Source organism: Actinomadura coerulea (assembly GCF_014208105.1).
Taxonomy (GTDB): Bacteria; Actinomycetota; Actinomycetes; order Streptosporangiales; family Streptosporangiaceae; genus Spirillospora; species Spirillospora coerulea.
Window position 1 is genome coordinate 4,052,775 of sequence record NZ_JACHMQ010000001.1, and the last position, 17,839, is coordinate 4,070,613.

General features: G+C 75.9%; 11 protein-coding genes. 4 read left to right on the forward strand and 7 right to left on the reverse strand.

Annotation, left to right across the window (positions count from 1 at the left end):
• The first annotated feature begins 117 nt into the window (after window positions 1-117).
• A complete protein-coding gene (fdh, locus tag BKA00_RS18565; RefSeq protein ID WP_230298541.1) occupies window positions 118-3,369 on the forward strand; it encodes a formate dehydrogenase in 3,252 nt (1,083 codons plus the stop codon).
• Between the two features lie 179 nt (window positions 3,370-3,548).
• Here the strand turns inward: fdh and selD are convergent, their stop codons facing one another.
• Genes selD through selA form a run of 3 tightly spaced genes read right to left on the reverse strand, consistent with a single transcriptional unit; the run spans window position 3,549 to window position 7,623 of the window.
• Complete coding sequence (selD, locus tag BKA00_RS18570) at window positions 3,549-4,544, reverse strand: selenide, water dikinase SelD (RefSeq protein WP_185026685.1); 996 nt, start codon at window positions 4,542-4,544, stop codon at window positions 3,549-3,551.
• A complete protein-coding gene (gene selB, locus BKA00_RS18575; RefSeq protein WP_185026688.1) occupies window positions 4,541-6,307 on the reverse strand; it encodes a selenocysteine-specific translation elongation factor in 1,767 nt (588 codons plus the stop codon). Before selB ends, selD begins: the two co-directional genes overlap by 4 nt.
• Window positions 6,304-7,623 (reverse strand): L-seryl-tRNA(Sec) selenium transferase, encoded by a 1,320-nt coding sequence (gene selA / locus BKA00_RS18580; protein WP_185026689.1) that lies wholly within the window; start codon window positions 7,621-7,623, stop codon window positions 6,304-6,306. Before selA ends, selB begins: the two co-directional genes overlap by 4 nt.
• A 36-nt stretch (window positions 7,624-7,659) precedes the next feature.
• Between selA and BKA00_RS18585 the strand changes: the two genes are divergently transcribed.
• Window positions 7,660-7,944: an EamA family transporter gene (locus BKA00_RS18585; RefSeq protein WP_185026691.1), complete on the forward strand. Its 285-nt coding sequence runs from the start codon at window positions 7,660-7,662 to the stop codon at window positions 7,942-7,944.
• A gap of 143 nt (window positions 7,945-8,087) precedes the next feature.
• On the forward strand, window positions 8,088-9,332 hold the full coding sequence (locus BKA00_RS18590) for a PucR family transcriptional regulator (RefSeq protein WP_230298542.1): 1,245 nt from the start codon (window positions 8,088-8,090) through the stop codon (window positions 9,330-9,332).
• 16 nt (window positions 9,333-9,348) lie between these two features.
• Here the strand turns inward: BKA00_RS18590 and BKA00_RS18595 are convergent, their stop codons facing one another.
• The 3 genes from BKA00_RS18595 to pdxR form a co-directional block, all read right to left on the reverse strand.
• The gene (locus BKA00_RS18595) at window positions 9,349-11,106 is read right to left on the reverse strand and encodes a fatty acyl-AMP ligase (RefSeq protein ID WP_185026696.1); all 1,758 of its coding nucleotides are present in this window, start codon (window positions 11,104-11,106) and stop codon (window positions 9,349-9,351) included.
• On the reverse strand, window positions 11,103-12,071 hold the full coding sequence (locus BKA00_RS18600) for an acyl-CoA desaturase (protein WP_185026697.1): 969 nt from the start codon (window positions 12,069-12,071) through the stop codon (window positions 11,103-11,105). The genes BKA00_RS18595 and BKA00_RS18600 overlap by 4 nt, the downstream gene beginning before the upstream one ends.
• 104 nt (window positions 12,072-12,175) lie before the next feature.
• Complete coding sequence (gene pdxR, locus BKA00_RS18605) at window positions 12,176-13,585, reverse strand: MocR-like pyridoxine biosynthesis transcription factor PdxR (protein ID WP_185026699.1); 1,410 nt, start codon at window positions 13,583-13,585, stop codon at window positions 12,176-12,178.
• Between the two features lie 47 nt (window positions 13,586-13,632).
• On the opposite strand from pdxR, the gene BKA00_RS18610 reads away from it, so the two are divergent.
• A complete protein-coding gene (locus tag BKA00_RS18610) occupies window positions 13,633-14,838 on the forward strand; it encodes an MFS transporter (RefSeq protein WP_185026701.1) in 1,206 nt (401 codons plus the stop codon).
• On the opposite strand, the gene BKA00_RS18615 is transcribed toward BKA00_RS18610, so the two are convergent.
• Window positions 14,835-17,810 carry an AfsR/SARP family transcriptional regulator gene (locus tag BKA00_RS18615; RefSeq protein ID WP_185026703.1) on the reverse strand — a complete coding sequence of 992 codons (2,976 nt, stop codon included), beginning with the start codon at window positions 17,808-17,810 and terminating at the stop codon, window positions 14,835-14,837. The genes BKA00_RS18610 and BKA00_RS18615 overlap by 4 nt on opposite strands.
• Between the last annotated feature and the right edge of the window lie 29 nt (window positions 17,811-17,839).

Below are 17,839 nucleotides of genomic sequence, written 5' to 3' on the forward strand. Positions count from 1 at the left end.
CGCCGGGTGACGCGCATCCCCCGACCCGCGGACCCCGCCCGCTCCGCGCACCCCGTGTTTCGCGGTGCGGGCGGCGGGTAGGTGGGCGGCGGGCAGAGCCGAGAAGGGCGGTGGGACGTGGGCGTTCGTACCTGGATCGAGTCGTGGCCCGTCTACCGCCAGTTCAGCGGCGACGACCCCCTGGGGCGGGGCGCGGCGGCCAAGAGCGCCGGCACCGAGCGGATCAGGCCGCGGGTGAGCACCGCCGACAAGGTCGTGAAGTCCGTCTGCCCCTACTGCGCGGTCGGCTGCGGGCAGGACGTGTACGTCAAGGACGGCGAGGTCACCCAGATCGAGGGCGACCCCGACTCGCCGGTCAGCCGCGGGCGGCTGTGCCCGAAGGGATCGGCGAGCCTCCAGCTGACCACCGGTTCGGCCCGCGAGCAGCGGGTGCTGTACCGGCGCCCGCACGGCACCGAGTGGGAGCCGCTCGACCTCGACACGGCGATGGAGATGATCGCCGACCGGGTGGTCGAGGCCCGCCGGCAGGGCTGGCAGTGGGAGCAGGACGACGTGCGGGTGCGGCGGACGCTGGGCTTCGCGAGCCTCGGCGGCGCCACGCTCGACAACGAGGAGAACTACCTGATCAAGAAGCTGTTCACCGCGATGGGCGCGGTGCAGATCGAGAATCAGGCCCGCGTTTGACACTCCTCCACCGTTCCCGGTCTGGGAACCTCGTTCGGACGCGGCGGCGCGACCACCTTCCAGCAGGACCTGCAGCACGCCGACTGCATCGTCGTCCAGGGCTCGAACATGGCCGAGTGCCATCCGGTCGGGTTCCAGTGGGTGATGGAGGCGAAGGCGCGCGGGGCGAAGCTGATCCACGTGGACCCGCGGTTCACGCGGACGAGCGCGCTCGCCGACGCGCACGTCCCGCTGCGCGCGGGAAGTGACATCGCGTTCCTCGGCGGGATCATCAACTACGTCCTGGCGAACGAGAAGTACTTCCGCGACTACGTCGTGCCCTACACCAACGCGTCGGTGATCCTCACCGACGAGTTCCGCGACACCGAGGACCTGGACGGCGTGTTCTCCGGCCTGGACCCGGAGAAGCGCGGCTACGACCACCGGACGTGGCAGTACGAGGGCATGGAGGTCCAGGCGGCGTCCGGCCAGCGCGACATGGAGTACGAGGACCGCGTCGGCCCGGTCGAGGAGGCGGCGCGCGGCGAGGCGCACGGTTCGGGCGGCGCCGCGATCGGTGTCGGCGACCCGGAGAGGGACCCGACGCTGGAGCACCCGCGGTGCGTGTTCCAGGTCCTCAAGCGGCACTACGCGCGGTACACGCCGGAGATGGTCGAGCGGATCTGCGGCGTCCCCCGCGACCAGTTCCTCAAGGTCTGCGAGATGGTCACCGAGAACTCCGGCCGCGACCGGACGACCGCGTTCGCGTACGCGGTGGGTTGGACGCAGCACACGGTCGGCGTCCAGTACATCCGCGCGGCGTCGGTCCTGCAGGGGCTGCTCGGCAACATCGGCCGCCCCGGCGGCGGCATCCTGGCGCTGCGCGGCCACGCGTCCATCCAGGGCTCGACCGACATCCCGACGCTGTTCAACCTGCTGCCCGGCTACATCCCCATGCCGCACGCCCACAGCAACGAGGACCTCGACACCTTCATCCAGGCGGAGGCCGCGCGCAAGGGCTTCTGGGGCGACATGCGCTCCTACATGGTCAGCCTGCTGAAGGCGTACTGGGGCGACGCGGCGACGGCCGACAACGACTACCGCTTCGACTACCTGCCGCGGCTGACCGGGTCGCACAGCACCTACGAGACCTCCATGGCGCAGATCGACGGGGTGTGCAAGGGCTACTTCCTGATGGGAGAGAACCCGGCCGTCGGGTCGGCCAACGCCAAGATCCAGCGGCTGGGGATGGCCAACCTCGACTGGCTCGTCGTCCGCGACTTCTCGCTGATCGAGTCGGCGACGTGGTGGAAGGACGGCCCGGAGATCGAGTCGGGCGAGATGCGCACCGAGGACATCGGCACCGAGGTGTTCTTCCTGCCCGCCGCCGCGCACACCGAGAAGGACGGCAGCTTCACCAACACGCAGCGGATGCTCCAGTGGCACCACAAGGCGGTGGAGCCCGCCGGGGACACGCGCAGCGACCTGTGGTTCATGTACCACCTCGGCCGCCTCGTCCGGGAGAGGCTCGCCGGGTCCACCGACGAGATGGACCGGCCCGTCCTGGACCTGACGTGGGACTACCCGACGAAGGGCGAGCTCGCCGAGCCGGACGCCGAGGCGGTGCTCGCCGAGATCAACGGCCGGGACGCGGACGGGAACCCGCTGTCGTCCTACACGCAGCTGAAGGACGACGGGTCCACCTCGTGCGGCTGCTGGATCTACTGCGGCTGCTACGCCGACGGCGTCAACCAGACCGCGCGCCGCAAGCCCGGCAAGGACCAGAACTGGGTGGCTCCCGAGTGGGGCTGGGCGTGGCCGATGAACCGCCGCATCCTCTACAACCGGGCGTCCGCCGACCCCGACGGCAAGCCGTGGAGCGACCGCAAGGCGCTGGTCTGGTGGGACGCCGACGAAGGCAAGTGGACGGGCCACGACGTGCCCGACTTCATCGCCGACCGCCCGCCCGACTACAAGCCTCCGCGCGACGCGACGGGTCCGGACGCGCTCGCGGGCAACGACCCGTTCATCATGCAGGCCGACGGCAAGGCGTGGCTTTACGTGCCGGCCGGCCTGACGGACGGGCCGCTTCCGACGCACTACGAGCCGCAGGACTCGCCTTTCCAGAACGCGCTGTACAAGCAGCAGCGCAACCCCGTCCGGCACCTGCCGGCGCCGCATCCCGACAACCGGTACGCGCCGAGCGGCACGGACCCGGGGGCCGACGTCTACCCGTACGTGGCGACGACGTACCGGCTCACCGAGCACCACACGGCGGGCGGCATGTCGCGCTGGCAGCCGTACCTGGCGGAGCTGCAACCGGAGTTCTTCTGCGAGGTCTCGCCGGAGCTGGCGGCCGAGCGGAGCCTGAAGCACGGCGGCTGGGCGACGATCGTCAGCCCGCGCGGCGTCGTGGAGGCTCGGGTCCTGGTGACCGAGCGGATGTCGCCGCTGACCGTGGACGGCCGCAAGCTGCACCAGGTCGGACTGCCCTACCACTGGGGCCCGAACGGCTACAGCCGCGGCGACGCGGCCAACGAGCTGCTGCACCTGTCCCTGGACCCGAACACCCACATCCAGGAGTCGAAGGCCCTGTCGGTCGACATCCGCCCCGGCCGCCGCCCCCGCGGCCCCGCCGCCACCGCCCTGGTCCGCGAGTACCGGCAACGCGCCGGCATCACAGAGGAGACCGGCACCGAGTTGTAGGGCCTTTCTCTCCTCCTTCGGGCCTGGCGGGCCTCCATCGTCGAGAAACGCGGGCGATCGCCGGCATCGCTCCGACTCGCCCAGAGGCTCGCTGCGCGATCAGGTTCTCGCGAGCTCGAACCTGCCTTCGGACGCGATCGCGACCACCCCGATCGTCGCGGGGTCTCGGAACCCGGGCTTCAGCGGATGATGACGGGGTGGTCGGCCGCGGGGATGAGTTCGCCTATGACGGGGGCGCCGGGGATCTCGCCTGCGAGCAGGAGGCCGCCGGAGGTCTGGGCGTCGGCGAGCAGGAGGCGGTCGTCCTCGCCGGCGGCGCCGAAGTCGGTGTGCGGGGCCACCCAGTCGAGGTTGCGGCGGGTGCCGCCGCTGACGTACCCGTCGCGCAGGGAGGCGCGGGCGCCGTCGAGGTAGGGGACGGCGGCGGCGTCGACCACGGCCGTCACGCCGGACGCGCGGGCCATCTTGTAGAGGTGGCCGAGCAGCCCGAAGCCCGTCACGTCGGTGGCGCAGGCGATCCCGGCGTCCAGCGCGGCGGCGGACGCGTCGCGGTTCAGCGCGGCCATGGTCGCGACGGCGTGCGCGAAGACCTCGCCCGTCGCCTTGTGCCGGTTGTTCAGGACGCCGAGGCCGAGGGGCTTGGTGAGGCTGAGCGGCGTGCCCGGCTTGCCGGTGTCGTTGCGCAGGAGGCGGGCGGGGTCGGCGACCCCGGTGACGGCCATGCCGTATTTCGGCTCGGGGTCGTCCACGCTGTGGCCGCCGCCGACGTGGCAGCCCGCCTCGGCGGCGACGTCGAGGCCGCCGCGCAGGACCTCGCGCGCCAGGTCGAAGGGCAGGACGTCGCGGGGCCAGGCGAGCAGGTTCACCGCCACGACGGGACTGCCCCCGATCGCGTACACGTCCGACAGGGCGTTGGCGGCGGCGATGCGCCCCCAGTCGTACGGGTCGTCCACGACGGGTGTGAAGAAGTCGGCGGTGGCGACGGCGGCGAGGCCGTCCCGGAGCCGGACCACGGCCGCGTCGTCGCCGGTGTCCAGGCCGACGAGCAGGTCGGCGTTGGGCGAGGCGGGCGCGGCGCCGAGGCCGGCGACGACCTCCTCCAACTCGCCCGGCGGAATCTTGCAGGCGCAGCCGCCGCCGTGCGCGTACTGGGTGAGCCGTTTCGGGTCGGTCATTGCTTCCTTCCGGTGCAGCGGCGGCGGAGGTCGTCGACCCGGACCGTGTAGCCCCGGTCGTCCAGGTACTCCAGGAGCGGGACGGCGACGCGGCGGGTGGTGCCGAGCGCGCGGCGGGCCTCGCTCAGCGTGAAGGGGCCGCCGAGCCCGGCGAGCAGTCCGGCGGCGCGGGCGTCGTCGCCGGGCAGCAGGACGACGCCGTCGGCCACCTTGAGGAGCGCGCCGGTCGCGGCGGCGACGGCGAGCATCCTCGGCGTGAGGCCGAGTTCGGCGAGCCGGTTCGCGTCCGGCGCCTGGAACGGGGCCGCGGCCAGGTCGCGGCGGACGGCGTCGACGGCCTCGCGCACGGGCGGCGGCAGTTCGGGCGCGGTCGCCCGCCCGTAGATCCTGCCGTCGCGCCGCCGCAGGCCCTCGGCGAGGGCGTCGACGAGGGCGCGGTCCGGGAGGCCGAGGGCGCGGCGCGCGGCGTCGGCCGGGAGCCCGGGGTCGGCGGGGTTCGCCGCGGCGTGCTCCTCGACGGCCGCCGCGAGGCGCCCGCGCAGGTCCTTCCAGAGGGCGGGGTCGGCGAGCCACTCCCCCGCCACCGGCTCGAAGGGGACGGGCACTCCCATCGCGACCAGGTCCGACCGCCTGATCAGGCCCCGGCGGCGGACCTCCCCGGCGCCGTCCGGGCGCCCGGTCATGGCGGCGAGCACGCGGGCCCGCGCCGCCGCCGCGCCGCGCCGCGCGAACGGCTCGGGGCGGACGTCGAGGACCGTCACGCCCGCCGGGACGCGGTGGCGCCCCGGGTCGCGCAGCAGGGCGACGTCCCCGACGCGCAGCGGCAGCGGGCGGCGCAGCGACAGGCGTGCCGTGTCGTCCCCCAGCGGCCGGACGTGGACCGGCACCGCCGCCGTGCCCGCGTGCAGCGTCAGCTCGCGGGGCAGGCCGGACGCGGCGTCGCCGCGCAGCCGGACGTCGACGACGTCGGCGGTGAGCCAGCGCCCGGGGGCGAGCAGGGCGTCGCCCCGGCCGATGTCCTCCGCGCTCCCGTGCAGGTTGACGGCGACGCGGGCGACGGCCCCGACCTCCCGGAGGTCCTCCTTGAGGCTCTCCAGCCCCCGCACGCGCAGGAGGGCGCCGCCGGCGGCGAGGCGGTCACCGACGCTGATCGTCCCCGCGCCGAGCGTGCCGGTCACGACGGTGCCCCTGCCGCGGACGGTGAAGACCCGGTCGATCCAGAGGCGGACGTCGGCGTCCCGGTCGGGTTCCGGAAGGGAGCGGGTGAGGCGCTCCAGGGCCGCGCGCAGCTCGTCGAGTCCGTCGCCCGTGGCGCCGCTGACCATGACCGCCTCGACGCGGCCGAGCGAGGTGTCCGCGAGGTGGGCGAGGGCCTCCTCGCGCACCCGGTCCGCCGCCGCCGCGTCCGCGAGGTCGCGGCGCGTCACGACGAGGAGGCCGTGCCGGACGCCGAGCGCGTCCAGGACCGCCAGGTGCTCCTCGGACTGGCGCTGCCAGCCCTGGTCGGCGGCCACCACGAACATCACGGCCGGGACGGGCCCGACCCCGGCGAGCATCGTGGTGACGAGCCGCTCGTGCCCGGGGACGTCCACGAAGGCGATCCGGTCGCCGCCCGGCAGGGCCGTCCAGGCGAAGCCGAGGTCGATGGTGAGGCCGCGCCGCCGCTCCTCCTCCAGCCGGTCGGGCTCCATGCCGGTGAGGGCGCGGACGAGCGTGGACTTGCCGTGGTCGACGTGGCCGGCGGTCGCGACGACGTGCGTCATGGCGCCGCCGCCCGGACGGCCTCGGCGAGGACGCCGTCCTGGTCCGGCGGCACGGACCGCAGGTCGAGCAGGCACCGGCCGTCCTCGACCCGGCCCATCACGGCGGGCGCCCCCCGCCGCAGCCGCGCCGCGTACGGTTCGGGCACCGAGACCGCCGCGCTCGGCAGGACGACGCCCGGCGCACCGCCGCCGCCCACCGCCGATTCGCTCTCGACGGCCGCCGCGTCCACTCCCGCGTCCCGCAGCCGGGCGGCGAGCCGCTCGGCCCGTTCCCGCACGGCCGCCGCGTCGGCGCGCAGCGCCTCGGCGGTCGGGGTGAGCGGCCCGCGGAGGGTGGCCTCCAGGGCGGCGAGCGTCAGCTTGTCGACCCGCAGGGCCCGCGCGAGGGGATGGCGGGCGAGGCGCCGCACCGTCTCGTCCTTCCCGAGGACCAGCCCGCACTGCGGACCCCCGAGCAGCTTGTCGCCGCTGGCGGTGACCAGGCCGGCACCGGCCTTGAGCATGGACGCGGCGTCGGGTTCGTCCGGCAGGAGCGGCTCGGGGGCGAGCAGGCCGGAGCCGATGTCGGCCACGACCGGCACCCCGAGCCCGGCCAGCTCCGCGACGCTCGCGCCCCGCGTGAAGCCGGTCATGCGGAAGTTCGAGGGGTGCACCTTGAGGATGAACCCGGTCTCCTCGCCGACGGCCGCCGCGTAGTCGTCCGGCGAGGTCCGGTTCGTCGTGCCGACCTCGCGCAGCCGAGCGCCGGTGGCGGCGAGCAGCTCGGGGATGCGGAACCCGTCGCCGATCTCCACCATCTCGCCGCGGCTGATGACGATCTCCCGGCCGGGCGCGAGGACGGCGGCGGCCAGCACCAGCGCCGCCGCGCCGTTGTTGACGACGTGCGCGGCCTCCGCCTCGGGCACCCGCTCGCGCAGCGCCGCGAGGACCGACCGCCCCCGCCTGGCGCGCCGGCCGGTCTCCAGGTCGAGTTCGACGTCGGTGGCCCCGGAGGCCAGCGCCACGGCCTCGCGGGCCGCCGCCGACAGCGGCGCGCGCCCGAGGTTGGTGTGCAGCAGGACCCCGGTCGCGTTGATCACCGGGCGGAGGCCGGAGGCGCTCGGCGGCAGCGAGGCGACGGCGGCGTCGGCCACCGCCTCCGGCGCGATCTCTCCGGCGCGGGCCCGGCGCTGGGCCGCGGCGACCGCCGCCTTCACGACGCCGCGCCCGAGCCGCCCCGCCGCGCTCGCGAGGCGGGGTTCGGCGAGCAGCACGTCCGTTCGGGCGATCCGCCGCCGCTCGTCCTCCCCCGCGGCGGACCCGGTTCCGCGATCCATCAGGCGACCTCCGACATGCAGCGCTACCCCGCCAGCATGGCACGCAAACGGCGCCGCCCCGGAGGGCGGCGCATGCCGGGCGGGACGGTGCCGCTCTGGTCGGCGGTGAACGGCGGCCTCGCGGCGGCGGCGCTCGTCTGCTACCTCCTCGCGACCCGGCAGCAGCTCGTCGTCGTCGCGGTCGTGCTGTCCTCGCTGTACCCCGTGGTCCCCGTGCTGCTCGGCGTCACGGCGCTGCGCGAGCGCCTGTCCCGGACGCAGGCCGCGGGCCTGGCCGGCGCCGCCGCGGCCGTCGTCCTGCTGACCCTCGCCGCGGGATGAGGACCACTTCTTGTCCGGTGCCACCAGGCGCATCCATCGCGGGTGACAAGGAATCGGACGGCGTTGTCACCGAGATGAGTGTCATGTGCGACGCGGGCTACCTAGCCTGGCGGCCCCAGGTGTCCGCTGACGGAGGTGACACTTTGACGGAGCTGCACGAGAGGTCCGCACAGGCCGACGATCTGTCAGGGGAACCCTGGCGCGACGTCCCGCGGGAAGAGGCGCAGTGGATCCGCCCCCACCTTCCGGCCCTGGTCGACTCCATGGTGGAGGGCGTGCTGCGGAACGTCCCCGAGTACGCGCGCCCCGACGACCCCGTCTACACCGAGGTAATGCGGCTGGCGACGGCGCGGGCCATGGGGCACTTCGTGCAGATGATCGCCGACCCCGACGCCTCCTGGCAGGAGCTGCACCAGGTCTACTTCGACATCGGGTACGGGGAGGCGGTCGAGGGGCGCGGGCTGGAGCACCTGCAGAACGCGATGCGGGTCGCCTCCAGGACCGCGTGGCGGTACCTGTCGCGTGAGGCCGACCGGCTGAAGAAGCCGCGCGACCTGGCGATCGCGCTCACCGAGGCGAACCTCGCCTACCTGGACCTGCTGGCGTCCGCCGCCGCGCGGGGCTACGCCCGGGCGCGGGAGAAGGCCGCGGGCGAGCGGGAGCAGCGCCGCGCCCGGCTGATGAGCCTGCTGCTGTCGGACCCGGCCGCGCCCCGGGACGTCGTCGCCGAGCAGGCCAACCTCGCCGGCTGGCCGCTGCCCGAGCGGCTGGCGCTGATCGTGCTGGAGCCGCGGCCCGGCACCCCCGGGGAGGGGCCCGCCGGGCTGCCGCCGTCCCTGCTGAGCGGCCTGGACCGCGGGCGGCCGTGCCTGGTGATGCCCGACCCGGACCGCCCCGGCGGGCCCGACCGGCTGACCGCCACCCTCGGCGGCTGGGCGGGCGCGGTCGGGCCCTCGGTGCCGCTGGACCGGGCCGGGGTCTCGCTGCGCTGGGCGCACCGCACGCTCGACTCGATGGCGGCCGGACGGCTCGCCCGGCAGGGCCCCGGCACGCTCGTCCACGCCGACCGGTACGTGCCCGACCTGCTGCTGGAGGAGGGCTGGACGCTCGCCGAGGCGGCCGCCCGGCGCCGGCTGGCCCCGCTCACCGCGCTCGGACCGCACCGCGGCGGCCGGCTGGCGGCCACGCTCCTGGAGTGCCTCAAGCACGGCTTCAACGCGACGGACGCGGCGGAGGCGCTGTGCGTGCACCCGCAGACCGTCCGGTACCGGCTGGCGCAGCTGCACGAGCTCTTCGACTACGACATCGAGGACCCGGCGGTCCGGCTGGAGCTGATGCTGCTGCTCCCCGTCTGGCTGCGGGGCGACGCCGGCGGGGAGCACGCCTGAGCGGCGCGGTCCCGGCTCACTCGGGCCGGAGCGCCGCCTCCGCGACCGGCAGCGTCCCGTCGAGGTAGGCCCGCCTGCACGCCGACCGGGCGATCTTCCCGCTGCTGGTGCGCGGCAGGCCGCCGGGCTCGATCAGCACGAAGTCGTGCACGCGCAGGTCGTGGCGCTGCTTCACGGCCGCCCGCACCGCCCGCGCCGCCTCCTCCCGGTCGAGCAGGGCGGCCGGCACCCGGCGGTTCCGCTCGGCCACCACGACCAGGCCCTCGGTGCCGCCGGTGTCGACCGCCACCGCGCAGGCGTACTCGGGGCGGATCGCCCTGTGCGCGCCGGAGACGGTGAACTCGATGTCCTGCGGGTAGTGGTTGCGGCCGTCCACGATGACCAGGTCCTTGATCCGGCCGGTGACGAACAGCTCCCCGCCGTGCAGGACGCCGAGGTCCCCGGTGCGCAGCCACGGGGAGCGCGGCAGGTCGCCGTGGTCCGCCAGCTCCGCCTCGAACGTCTCCCTGGTGGCCTCGGGACGTCCCCAGTAGCCGGCCGCGACGTTCGGGCCGTGCACCCAGATCTCCCCGACGGCGCCGTCCGCGAGCCGCACGCCGGTCCCGGGGTCGGCGATCGCGACGTGCTGGCCGTAGGACGTCCCGCAGGCGATCAGCTGGACCGCGCCGGGCGCGTCCGGGTCGCACGGCTCGGCGGCGCCCCGGCGCAGCCCCTCGTGGTCGAACGCGACGCGGGTCGGCTCCCGGAACCGCGACGACGCCGACACGTACACGGTCGCCTCCGCCAGCCCGTAGGCGCACACCTGCGCCTCGGGACGCAGCCCGCAGTCCTTGAACGCCTCGTAGAAGCCCGTGAGCGTGCTCTCCCGGATCGGCTCCGCGCCGTTCATGAACACCTGCACGCCGCTCAGGTCGAGCTTCGCCTTCTCCTCCTCGGTGACCTGCGCGGTGAGGTACTCGTAGGCGAAGTTGGGGCCGCCGGTGAACGCGTGGCCCTGCGCGCTGAGCAGCTCCAGCCAGCGGACGGGCCGCATCACGAACGCCACCGGGTCCATGATCACCCCAGGGTTTCCGTAGACCAGCGGCAGCGCGACGGTGGTGACCAGGCCCATGTCGTGGAAGACGGGCAGCCAGTTCACTCCGGACGACACGCGCGGGATGCCCTCGAACGTCCGCCACAGCTGCTCGGCGTTCGTCGCGAAGTTCCCGTGCGTAATGATCACACCCGCGGGGGTGCGGGTCGAGCCGGAGGTGTACTGAAGGTACGCGACGTCGCCGGGGTCGATCGGCTCGGGCGTCCAGTCGAGCGCCGGGTCCACCTCGTCCGCGACGATGACCTCGGCGGGCTGCCGGACGCCGTCGCCCGCGAGGAACGCCCGGACGTGCGGCAGCGACGCGCCCGTGGTGATCACGACGTCGGGTTCGGCGTCCTGGTAGACGGCGAGGAGCCGGTCGCCGTGGCCCGGCAGGTCCGGGGAGAACAGCGGGACGCCGATGACGCGGGCGTACATGGCGCCGAGGAACGCGGTGACGTAGTGCGGATCCTGCGGGGCGAGCAGCGCCACCCGCCGTCCGGGCTCGGTGGCGCGGCGGATCGCGGCGGCGGTGCTGCGGGAGCGCCGGTCCAGTTCCCCCCAGGTGACGTCGGTGGCGACGCCGTCCGGGTCCGTCGTGTAGTCCATGAACGTGTAGGCGCGGTCGCCGGGGAAGTCCTTGGCGAACCGGGCGAGCCGCTCGATCAGCGGCGTGCGGTCGAGCGCGGGGAGGGCGGTCATGATCGTTCTCCGGTGGCGGGGGCGGTCACGCGGCGGGCGGCGAGGCGCTCGTGGTCGGGCCAGCGGACGTCCCAGACCCAGCCGAGCCTCTCGAACACCCAGATGACGCGGGCGCTGATGTCGATCTGGCCCTTGAGGACGCCGTGCCGCGCGCAGGTCGGGTCGGCGTGGTGCAGGTTGTGCCAGGACTCGCCGAACGACGGGATCGCGAGCCACCACACGTTGCGGGCCCGGTCGCGCGTTCTGAAGTCCTCCTTGCCGAACACGTGGCAGATCGAGTTGATCGAGAAGGTGATGTGGTCGCCGACGAAGACGCGCATCACCCCGCCCCAGAACAGCGCGGTGACGGCGCCGTGCCACGACCAGGTGAGCAGCGCGCCCAGCCCCATCGGGACGAGGAACGTCGACAGCACGATCACGGCGTACACGGGGTCGAGCGACAGGAACCGGATGTCCCGGTCCTTCAGCAGGTCGGGCGCGTACTTGCTGCGGGACGTGCGCTCCTTGCCGAACAGCCAGCCCATGTGCGCGTGGTAGAGGCCCTTGGTGAGGCCCCACACGCCGGGTCCGTAGGCCCACGGCGAGTGGGGGTCGCCCTCCTGGTCGGCGTACTTGTGGTGGCGGCGGTGGTCGGCGACCCAGCGGACCACCGAGCCGTGCATGGCCTGCCCGCCGAGGATCGCGAGGGCGATCCGCAGCCACCGCTTGGCCTTGAAGCCGCCGTGGGTGAAGTGCCGGTGGTAGCCGACGGTGATCCCGATCGCGTTCAGCGGATACAGGAACGCGAAGATGGCCATGTCGGTCCAGCCGATCCCCCAGCCCCACAGGAAGGGGACGGCGCCCAGCAGCCCCATGACGGGCCCCACCACGAACACCACGACCGCGACGCGCTCGGGGAACGGGACGGTGCCGGACAGGTCCGGCTGCGGGGTGCGGCTGCCGACGTCGGCGACGCCCGCTGTCATGTCACGACTCCTTCGATTCCGGGTTGCGACGACTGTGCCGCACCCGGCGCGACGCGCGGAATGAAGTCGTGTCACATGCCGGGGCGCCGTTATTAGCACTCAACTCAAGGTCGGAGGATGTCGGCCACCTCCCGGATCCCGTCCCGGATCGCGCTCTCGGCGAGGTCGCCGAAGCCGAGGACGAGCCGCGGGGGGTCGGCCGCGCCGGACGCCCGGTAGGTGCTCATCCCGTACAGGCCGACCGACCGCCTGCGCGCCTCGGCGACGACGCGCCGCTCGTCCGTCCCGGCGGGCAGGTGGGCGACGGCGTGGAAGCCGGCGGCCAGCCCGGTCAGCCGCACGGCGGGCGCGTGCTCGGCGAGGGCCGCCACGAGCGCCGCGCGGCGTCCGGCGTAGACGGGCCGCATCCGGCGCAGGTGCCGCCCGTAGCGGCCGGACTCGACGAGCGCGGCGAGCGCGAGCTGGTCGAGGACGGGCGAACCGCGGTCGGCGAGCCGCTTCTCCTCGGCCACCGCCCGGGTCAGCGCGGGCGGGCACAGGATCCAGCCGAGCCGGACGGCCGGGGCCAGCGACTTGCTGACCGTCCCGAGGCCGATGACGCGGCCGGGCGCGAGCCCCTGCACCGACCCCACGGGCTCCCGGTCGTAGCGGAACTCGGCGTCGTAGTCGTCCTCGACGACGACCCCGTCCCGCTCGCACGCCCAGTCGGCGAGGGCGCGGCGCCGTTCGGGCGCCAGCACGACGCCGGTCGGCCACTGGTGCGCGGGGGTGACGACGACCGCGCGGGCGCCGCTCGCGGCGAGCGCGTCCACGTCCAGCCCGAGGTCGTCGACCGGGACGGGCACCGCCTCGATCCCGGCGCGCTCCGCGGCGGCCATGGTGGCGCCGTCGCCGTGGCCGGGGTCCTCGAACGCCACGCGGCGCACGCCCCGGCGGGCCAGCACGTGCAGGACGATGCCGAGCCCCTGGGCGAAGCCGCCGCAGACGACGATGTCCTCGGCCTCGGCGACGGCCGCGCGCACCCGCCGCAGATGGCCGGCGAGGACGTCCCGCAGGACCTCGCTGCCGCGCGGGTCTCCGTAGCCGAGTTCCTCGTTGCGCACCGTCCGGGCGACCTCGCGCTGCGCCCACGCCCAGTCGCCGCGCGGGAAGGACGCCAGGTCGGGCACGCCCGCGGCGAAGTCGACGCGGAGCCGGGACCCGCCCGGCGGCGCGGCGGGCGCCGGCTCCCCCGCGGCGGCGCGCAGAGCCGCCACGCGGGTGGCCGACCCCGTCCGCGCGCACAGGTACCCCTCGGCGTTGAGCTGGCCGTAGCACTCCTGGACGAGGCCGCGGGAGACGCCGAGCTGGCGGGCCAGCTCCCGGGATGACGGCAGCCTCTCCCCCGCCTTGAGCCGTCCGGTGCAGATCGCGTCGCGCAGCGCGGTCTCCAGCTGCGAGCGCAGCGTCCCGGTCGCGGCCCGGTCCAGGTCCAGCAGCAGCTCCGGTGTCGAACCGGCCCACTCGATTGCCATGAAATTGGACCATATAGCAGGCCGGATGGTCCCCTAGCGTCGTCCCCATGAGCGAGACACGGGAGACACTGCCGCGGCCGAGCACCACCGCCGCCGCGCGCCCGCCGCTGGTCGGACGGCATCTGGCGCTGGTGTTCGCGGCCGCCTTCGCCACGCTGACGGGGTTCTTCCTGCTGTTCTCGGTCGTGCCGATGTACGCGGTGGACGGCGGCGCGGGCGGGGTCGGGGCGGGCGTCACCACGGGCGCGCTGATGCTGACGACGGTGCTCGCCGAGCTCTCGCTGCCCCGACTGCTCGACCGGTTCGGGCACCGGCGGGTCTTCGCCGCGGGGATCGTGCTGCTCGGGGCGCCCTCGCTCGCGCTGCCGTTCTCCTCGGCCATGGCGGCGATCACCGCGGTGAGCCTGGTGCGCGGCCTCGGCTTCGCCGTGGCCGTGGTGGTGACGGGCGCGCTGGTCGCGGCGCTCGTCCCGGCGGAGCGGCGCGGCGAGGGGATCGGGCTGTTCGGGGTCGTGGCCGGGGTCCCGTCGCTGCTCGCGCTGCCGCTCGGGGTGTGGCTGGCGCGCGAGGTCGGCTACACCCCGGTGTTCGTCGCGGGCGCGGTCGCCTCGCTCGCCGCGCTGGCGGCGCTGCCCGCCCTGCCGCGAAGGATCACCGGTCCGGGCCCCTCGGCGCCGGCCCCCGAGCGGCCCTTCGGCATCGTCGCGGGACTGCGGTCGGCGGCGCTGCTGCGCCCGGCCCTCGCGTTCGCCTCGACCGCGATGGCGGCGGGCATCCTGGTCACGTTCCTGCCCGACGCCGTCCCCGCCGGGGTCGCGGCGGCGGCGCTGTTCGTCCAGCCGGCGGCCGCCACGCTCTCGCGCTGGTGGGCGGGCCGGATCGGGGACCGGCACGGCGCCGCGCGGCTGCTCCTGCCCGCCGTGGCCGTCTCCGCGGCCGGCATCGCGCTGCTGTCCCTGGCGCCGGACACGGTCGCCGTCCTCGCCGCCATGGTGGTGTTCGGGGCGGGCTTCGGCGTCACGCAGAACGCGAGCATGGCCGTGATGTTCGAGCGGGCGCCCGCGTCCGGCTACGGCACGGTCAGCGCGCTCTGGAACATCGGCTACGACGGCGGCATGGGCGTCGGCGGCGCCGCGTTCGGCTTCGCCGCCGCCGCGACCGGCTACCCGGCCGCCTTCGCGCTCACCGCGGCCGTGATGCTCCTGGCTCTTCCCCTGGCGTTCTCCCGCCGCCCCGGCGACCGCTCCTCCTAGTCGAGGCGGGCGGCGATCCGGTCGACGTCGCCGCGCTCCGCCTCGGGCAGCGGCGCGCCCACGGCCGCCCTGGCCCGCGAAGCGGCGGCCAGCGACCGCGCGGCCTCCGCGCGGCGTCCGGCGAGGGACAGCGCACCGGCCAGGCCCTCCCGCGCGAGCGCCACCGCGCGGGGGTGGCCGGTGGCGCGGGCCGCCGCCAGGCCCTCGGTGTGCAGGGCGAGCGCCCCGGCGGCGTCGCCGCGCAGCTCGGCGATGAACCCCAGCTCGGCCAGGAGGAAGGCCAGGCCGGGCGCGCCCTCGATGTCGCGGCACCAGCCGAGCCAGCGCCGCAGGATCGCCTCGGCCTCGGCCAGGCGCCCGCGCCTGCGCGCCGCGAGAGCGAGGCCCACCTCGGCGAAGTGCTCCATCCGGCGGTGCGACTCGCGGACGGCCAGCCGCCTGCCGCGCTCGTGCAGGTCGTCGGCACGGTCGAGGTCGCCTTCGAGCAGAGCGACGCGGCCGAGGCGGGACATCCGGCCGGCCGCCTCCGCCCGGAGCCCGAGCTCCTCGGCGTCGCGCAGGCCGCTCTCGTGCAGCTCCCGCGCGCGGGCGTAGTCGCCGGCCACCTCCGCGAGCACCCCGAGCGTCTCGGTGGCCTGGAGGCGGCCCCACCGGTCGCCCGCCGCGCCGAACAGCCGCAGGGCCCGCTCGCCGTCGTGCCGGGCCCGGGGGAGGTCACCGGCCGACAGCGCCTGCCCGGCCCGCACGGCGAGCGCCGCCGCCTCGCCCCAGTCGTCGCCCCGGGCGCGGAACCCGTCGAGCGCGCGGGCCGCCAGCTCGTCGATCGCCTCCAGGTCCCCGAACCCGCCCCGCACGAACCCGAGGAACCAGCGCGCCCACGGGTCGCCGTCGGCGGCGAGGGCCTCGCGCACCCGCTCGTCCCGGTCGGCGCCGTCGCCGTCCAGCATGGCGAACCCGGTGCGCCAGGTCCGCGCCCGGGCGGCGGACGCCGGATCCGCCGCGCCCGGCACGGCGAGCGCCCGCTCGAACGCCCGGCACGCCTCGCCGACGCGGCCCCACAGGAACCAGGCCCAGCCCATCGCGTTGACCAGCCGCAGCGCGCGGCCCGCGTCCCCGGCCCGGACGGCGCCGTCCAGGGCGGCCCGCAGGTTGCCGGTCTCCGCGCGCAGCAGCCGCAGGGCGTCGCGCTGCCCCGGCCCGCGCAGGTCGGCGCGCTCTGCCAGGCGGATGTAGTACTCGGCATGGCGGCGGCGCACCCGCTCCTCCTCGCCCGCCTCCCGGAGCCGCTCGGCGCCGTACGCGGCGACCGTTTCGAGCAGCCGGTACCGGGGGCCTTCCCCCGCCACGACGAGCGACCGGTCGACGAGGCCCGCGAGCGTCTCCACGTCGGCGCCGCAGACCGCCTCGGCCGCGTCGAGGGTGCAGCCGCCCGCGTGGACCGCCAGCCGCCGCAGGACCGCCCGCTCGCGCTCCTCCAGGGGCTCCCAGCTCCAGTCGATCAGGGCGCGGAGCGTGCGCTGCCGGGGCGGGGCGTCCCGGGCGCCGGACGACAGCAGCCGGAAGCGGTCGTCCAGCCGTTCGGCCAGACCGGCGAGGCCGAGCGCCCGGACCCGCGTCGCCGCCAGTTCCAGGGCGAGCGGGACGCCGTCGAGCCGGGCGCAGATCGCCGCGACCGGCCCGGCGTCCCCCGGGCCGGACGCCAGGCCCGCCCGCTGCGCGAACAGCGCGGCCGCGGCCCCGGCGTCCAGCGGCGGGACGGTCCAGAGCCGCTCCCCCGAGATCGCCAGCGGCTCCCGGCTCGTCGCGAGGACCCGCAGGTCCGCGACGTCGCGCAGCAGCGCCGCCGCCAGCCGCGCGACCGGCTCGGCCACGTGCTCGCAGTTGTCGAGGACCAGCAGCGCCCGCCTGCCGCCCAGCGCCTCGCCCAGCCGCGCGGCCGGTCCGCCGCCGGAGCCCGCGTCGTCGCGCAGCCCGAGCACCCCGGCGGTGAACGACGCCGCGTCGTCGGCGGACGCGCCCGCCTCCAGCCCCTCGTCGAGCCGCACGAGCCACACCTCGCCGGGGCCGCGCAGGGCGCGCGCGACGGCCACCGCGAGCCGGGTCTTGCCGACCCCGCCCGTCCCGTGCAGCGTCACGAGCCGCGACTCCTCCAGCAGCGCGGCCAGCTCCCGGACGGCCGCGTCCCGGCCGACGAGCGGCGCCACGTCGGCCGGCAGGTTGCCCCGGCGCCCGCCGGCCGCCGGGTCGCGGCGGAGCATGGACGCGTGCAGGGCCGCCAGCGCGGGTGGGGGATCCAGGCCCAGGTCGTCGCGCAGGCGGACGCGCAGATCGTCGTAGGCGGCGAGGGCATCGGCCGGACGGCCCGCGCGGTACAGGGCCCGCATGTGAGCCGCCCGCAGCCGCTCCCGGAACGGGTGCTCGTCCACCGCTTCGCGCAGCTCGGCCGCCAGCGCCGCGTCCTCGCCCAGCTGGAGGCGGGCCTCGGCGCGCCCCTCCAGGGCCGCGAGGCGCAGTTCGTCCAGGCGGGCGATCTCGGGGGCGGCGAACGGCGCGTCGGCGAAGTCGGCGAACGCGGGGCCGCGCCAGAGCGCCAGCGCCTCGGCGAACCGCGAGGCGCGGGCGGCCGGGTCGGGCTCGTCCGCCGCCCGCCCGGCGAGGTCGGCGAAGTCGGCCGCGTCGGTCCGCGCGGCCAGCCGGTAGCCGGGCGGGCTGGTCTCGACCAGTGCCCGGGCGCCCGGTTCGGCGTCCTCCAGCGTCCGGCGCAGCTGGGAGACGCGGGCCCGCAGCGTCGCCGGCGGATCGGCGGGCAGCGCGTCGCCCCACAGGTCGTCGACGAGGCGGTCGGCGGAGACGGCGCGTCCGGCGTGCGCGAGGAGATCGGCCAGCAGCGCCCGCACCTTCCGGTCCGGGACCGGGACCGGGCGGCCGTCCTCGGTCCGCACCTCCAGCGGACCGAGGACCCCGAAGCGCATGCCCCCACCGTAATGCGGCCCGAACCTTT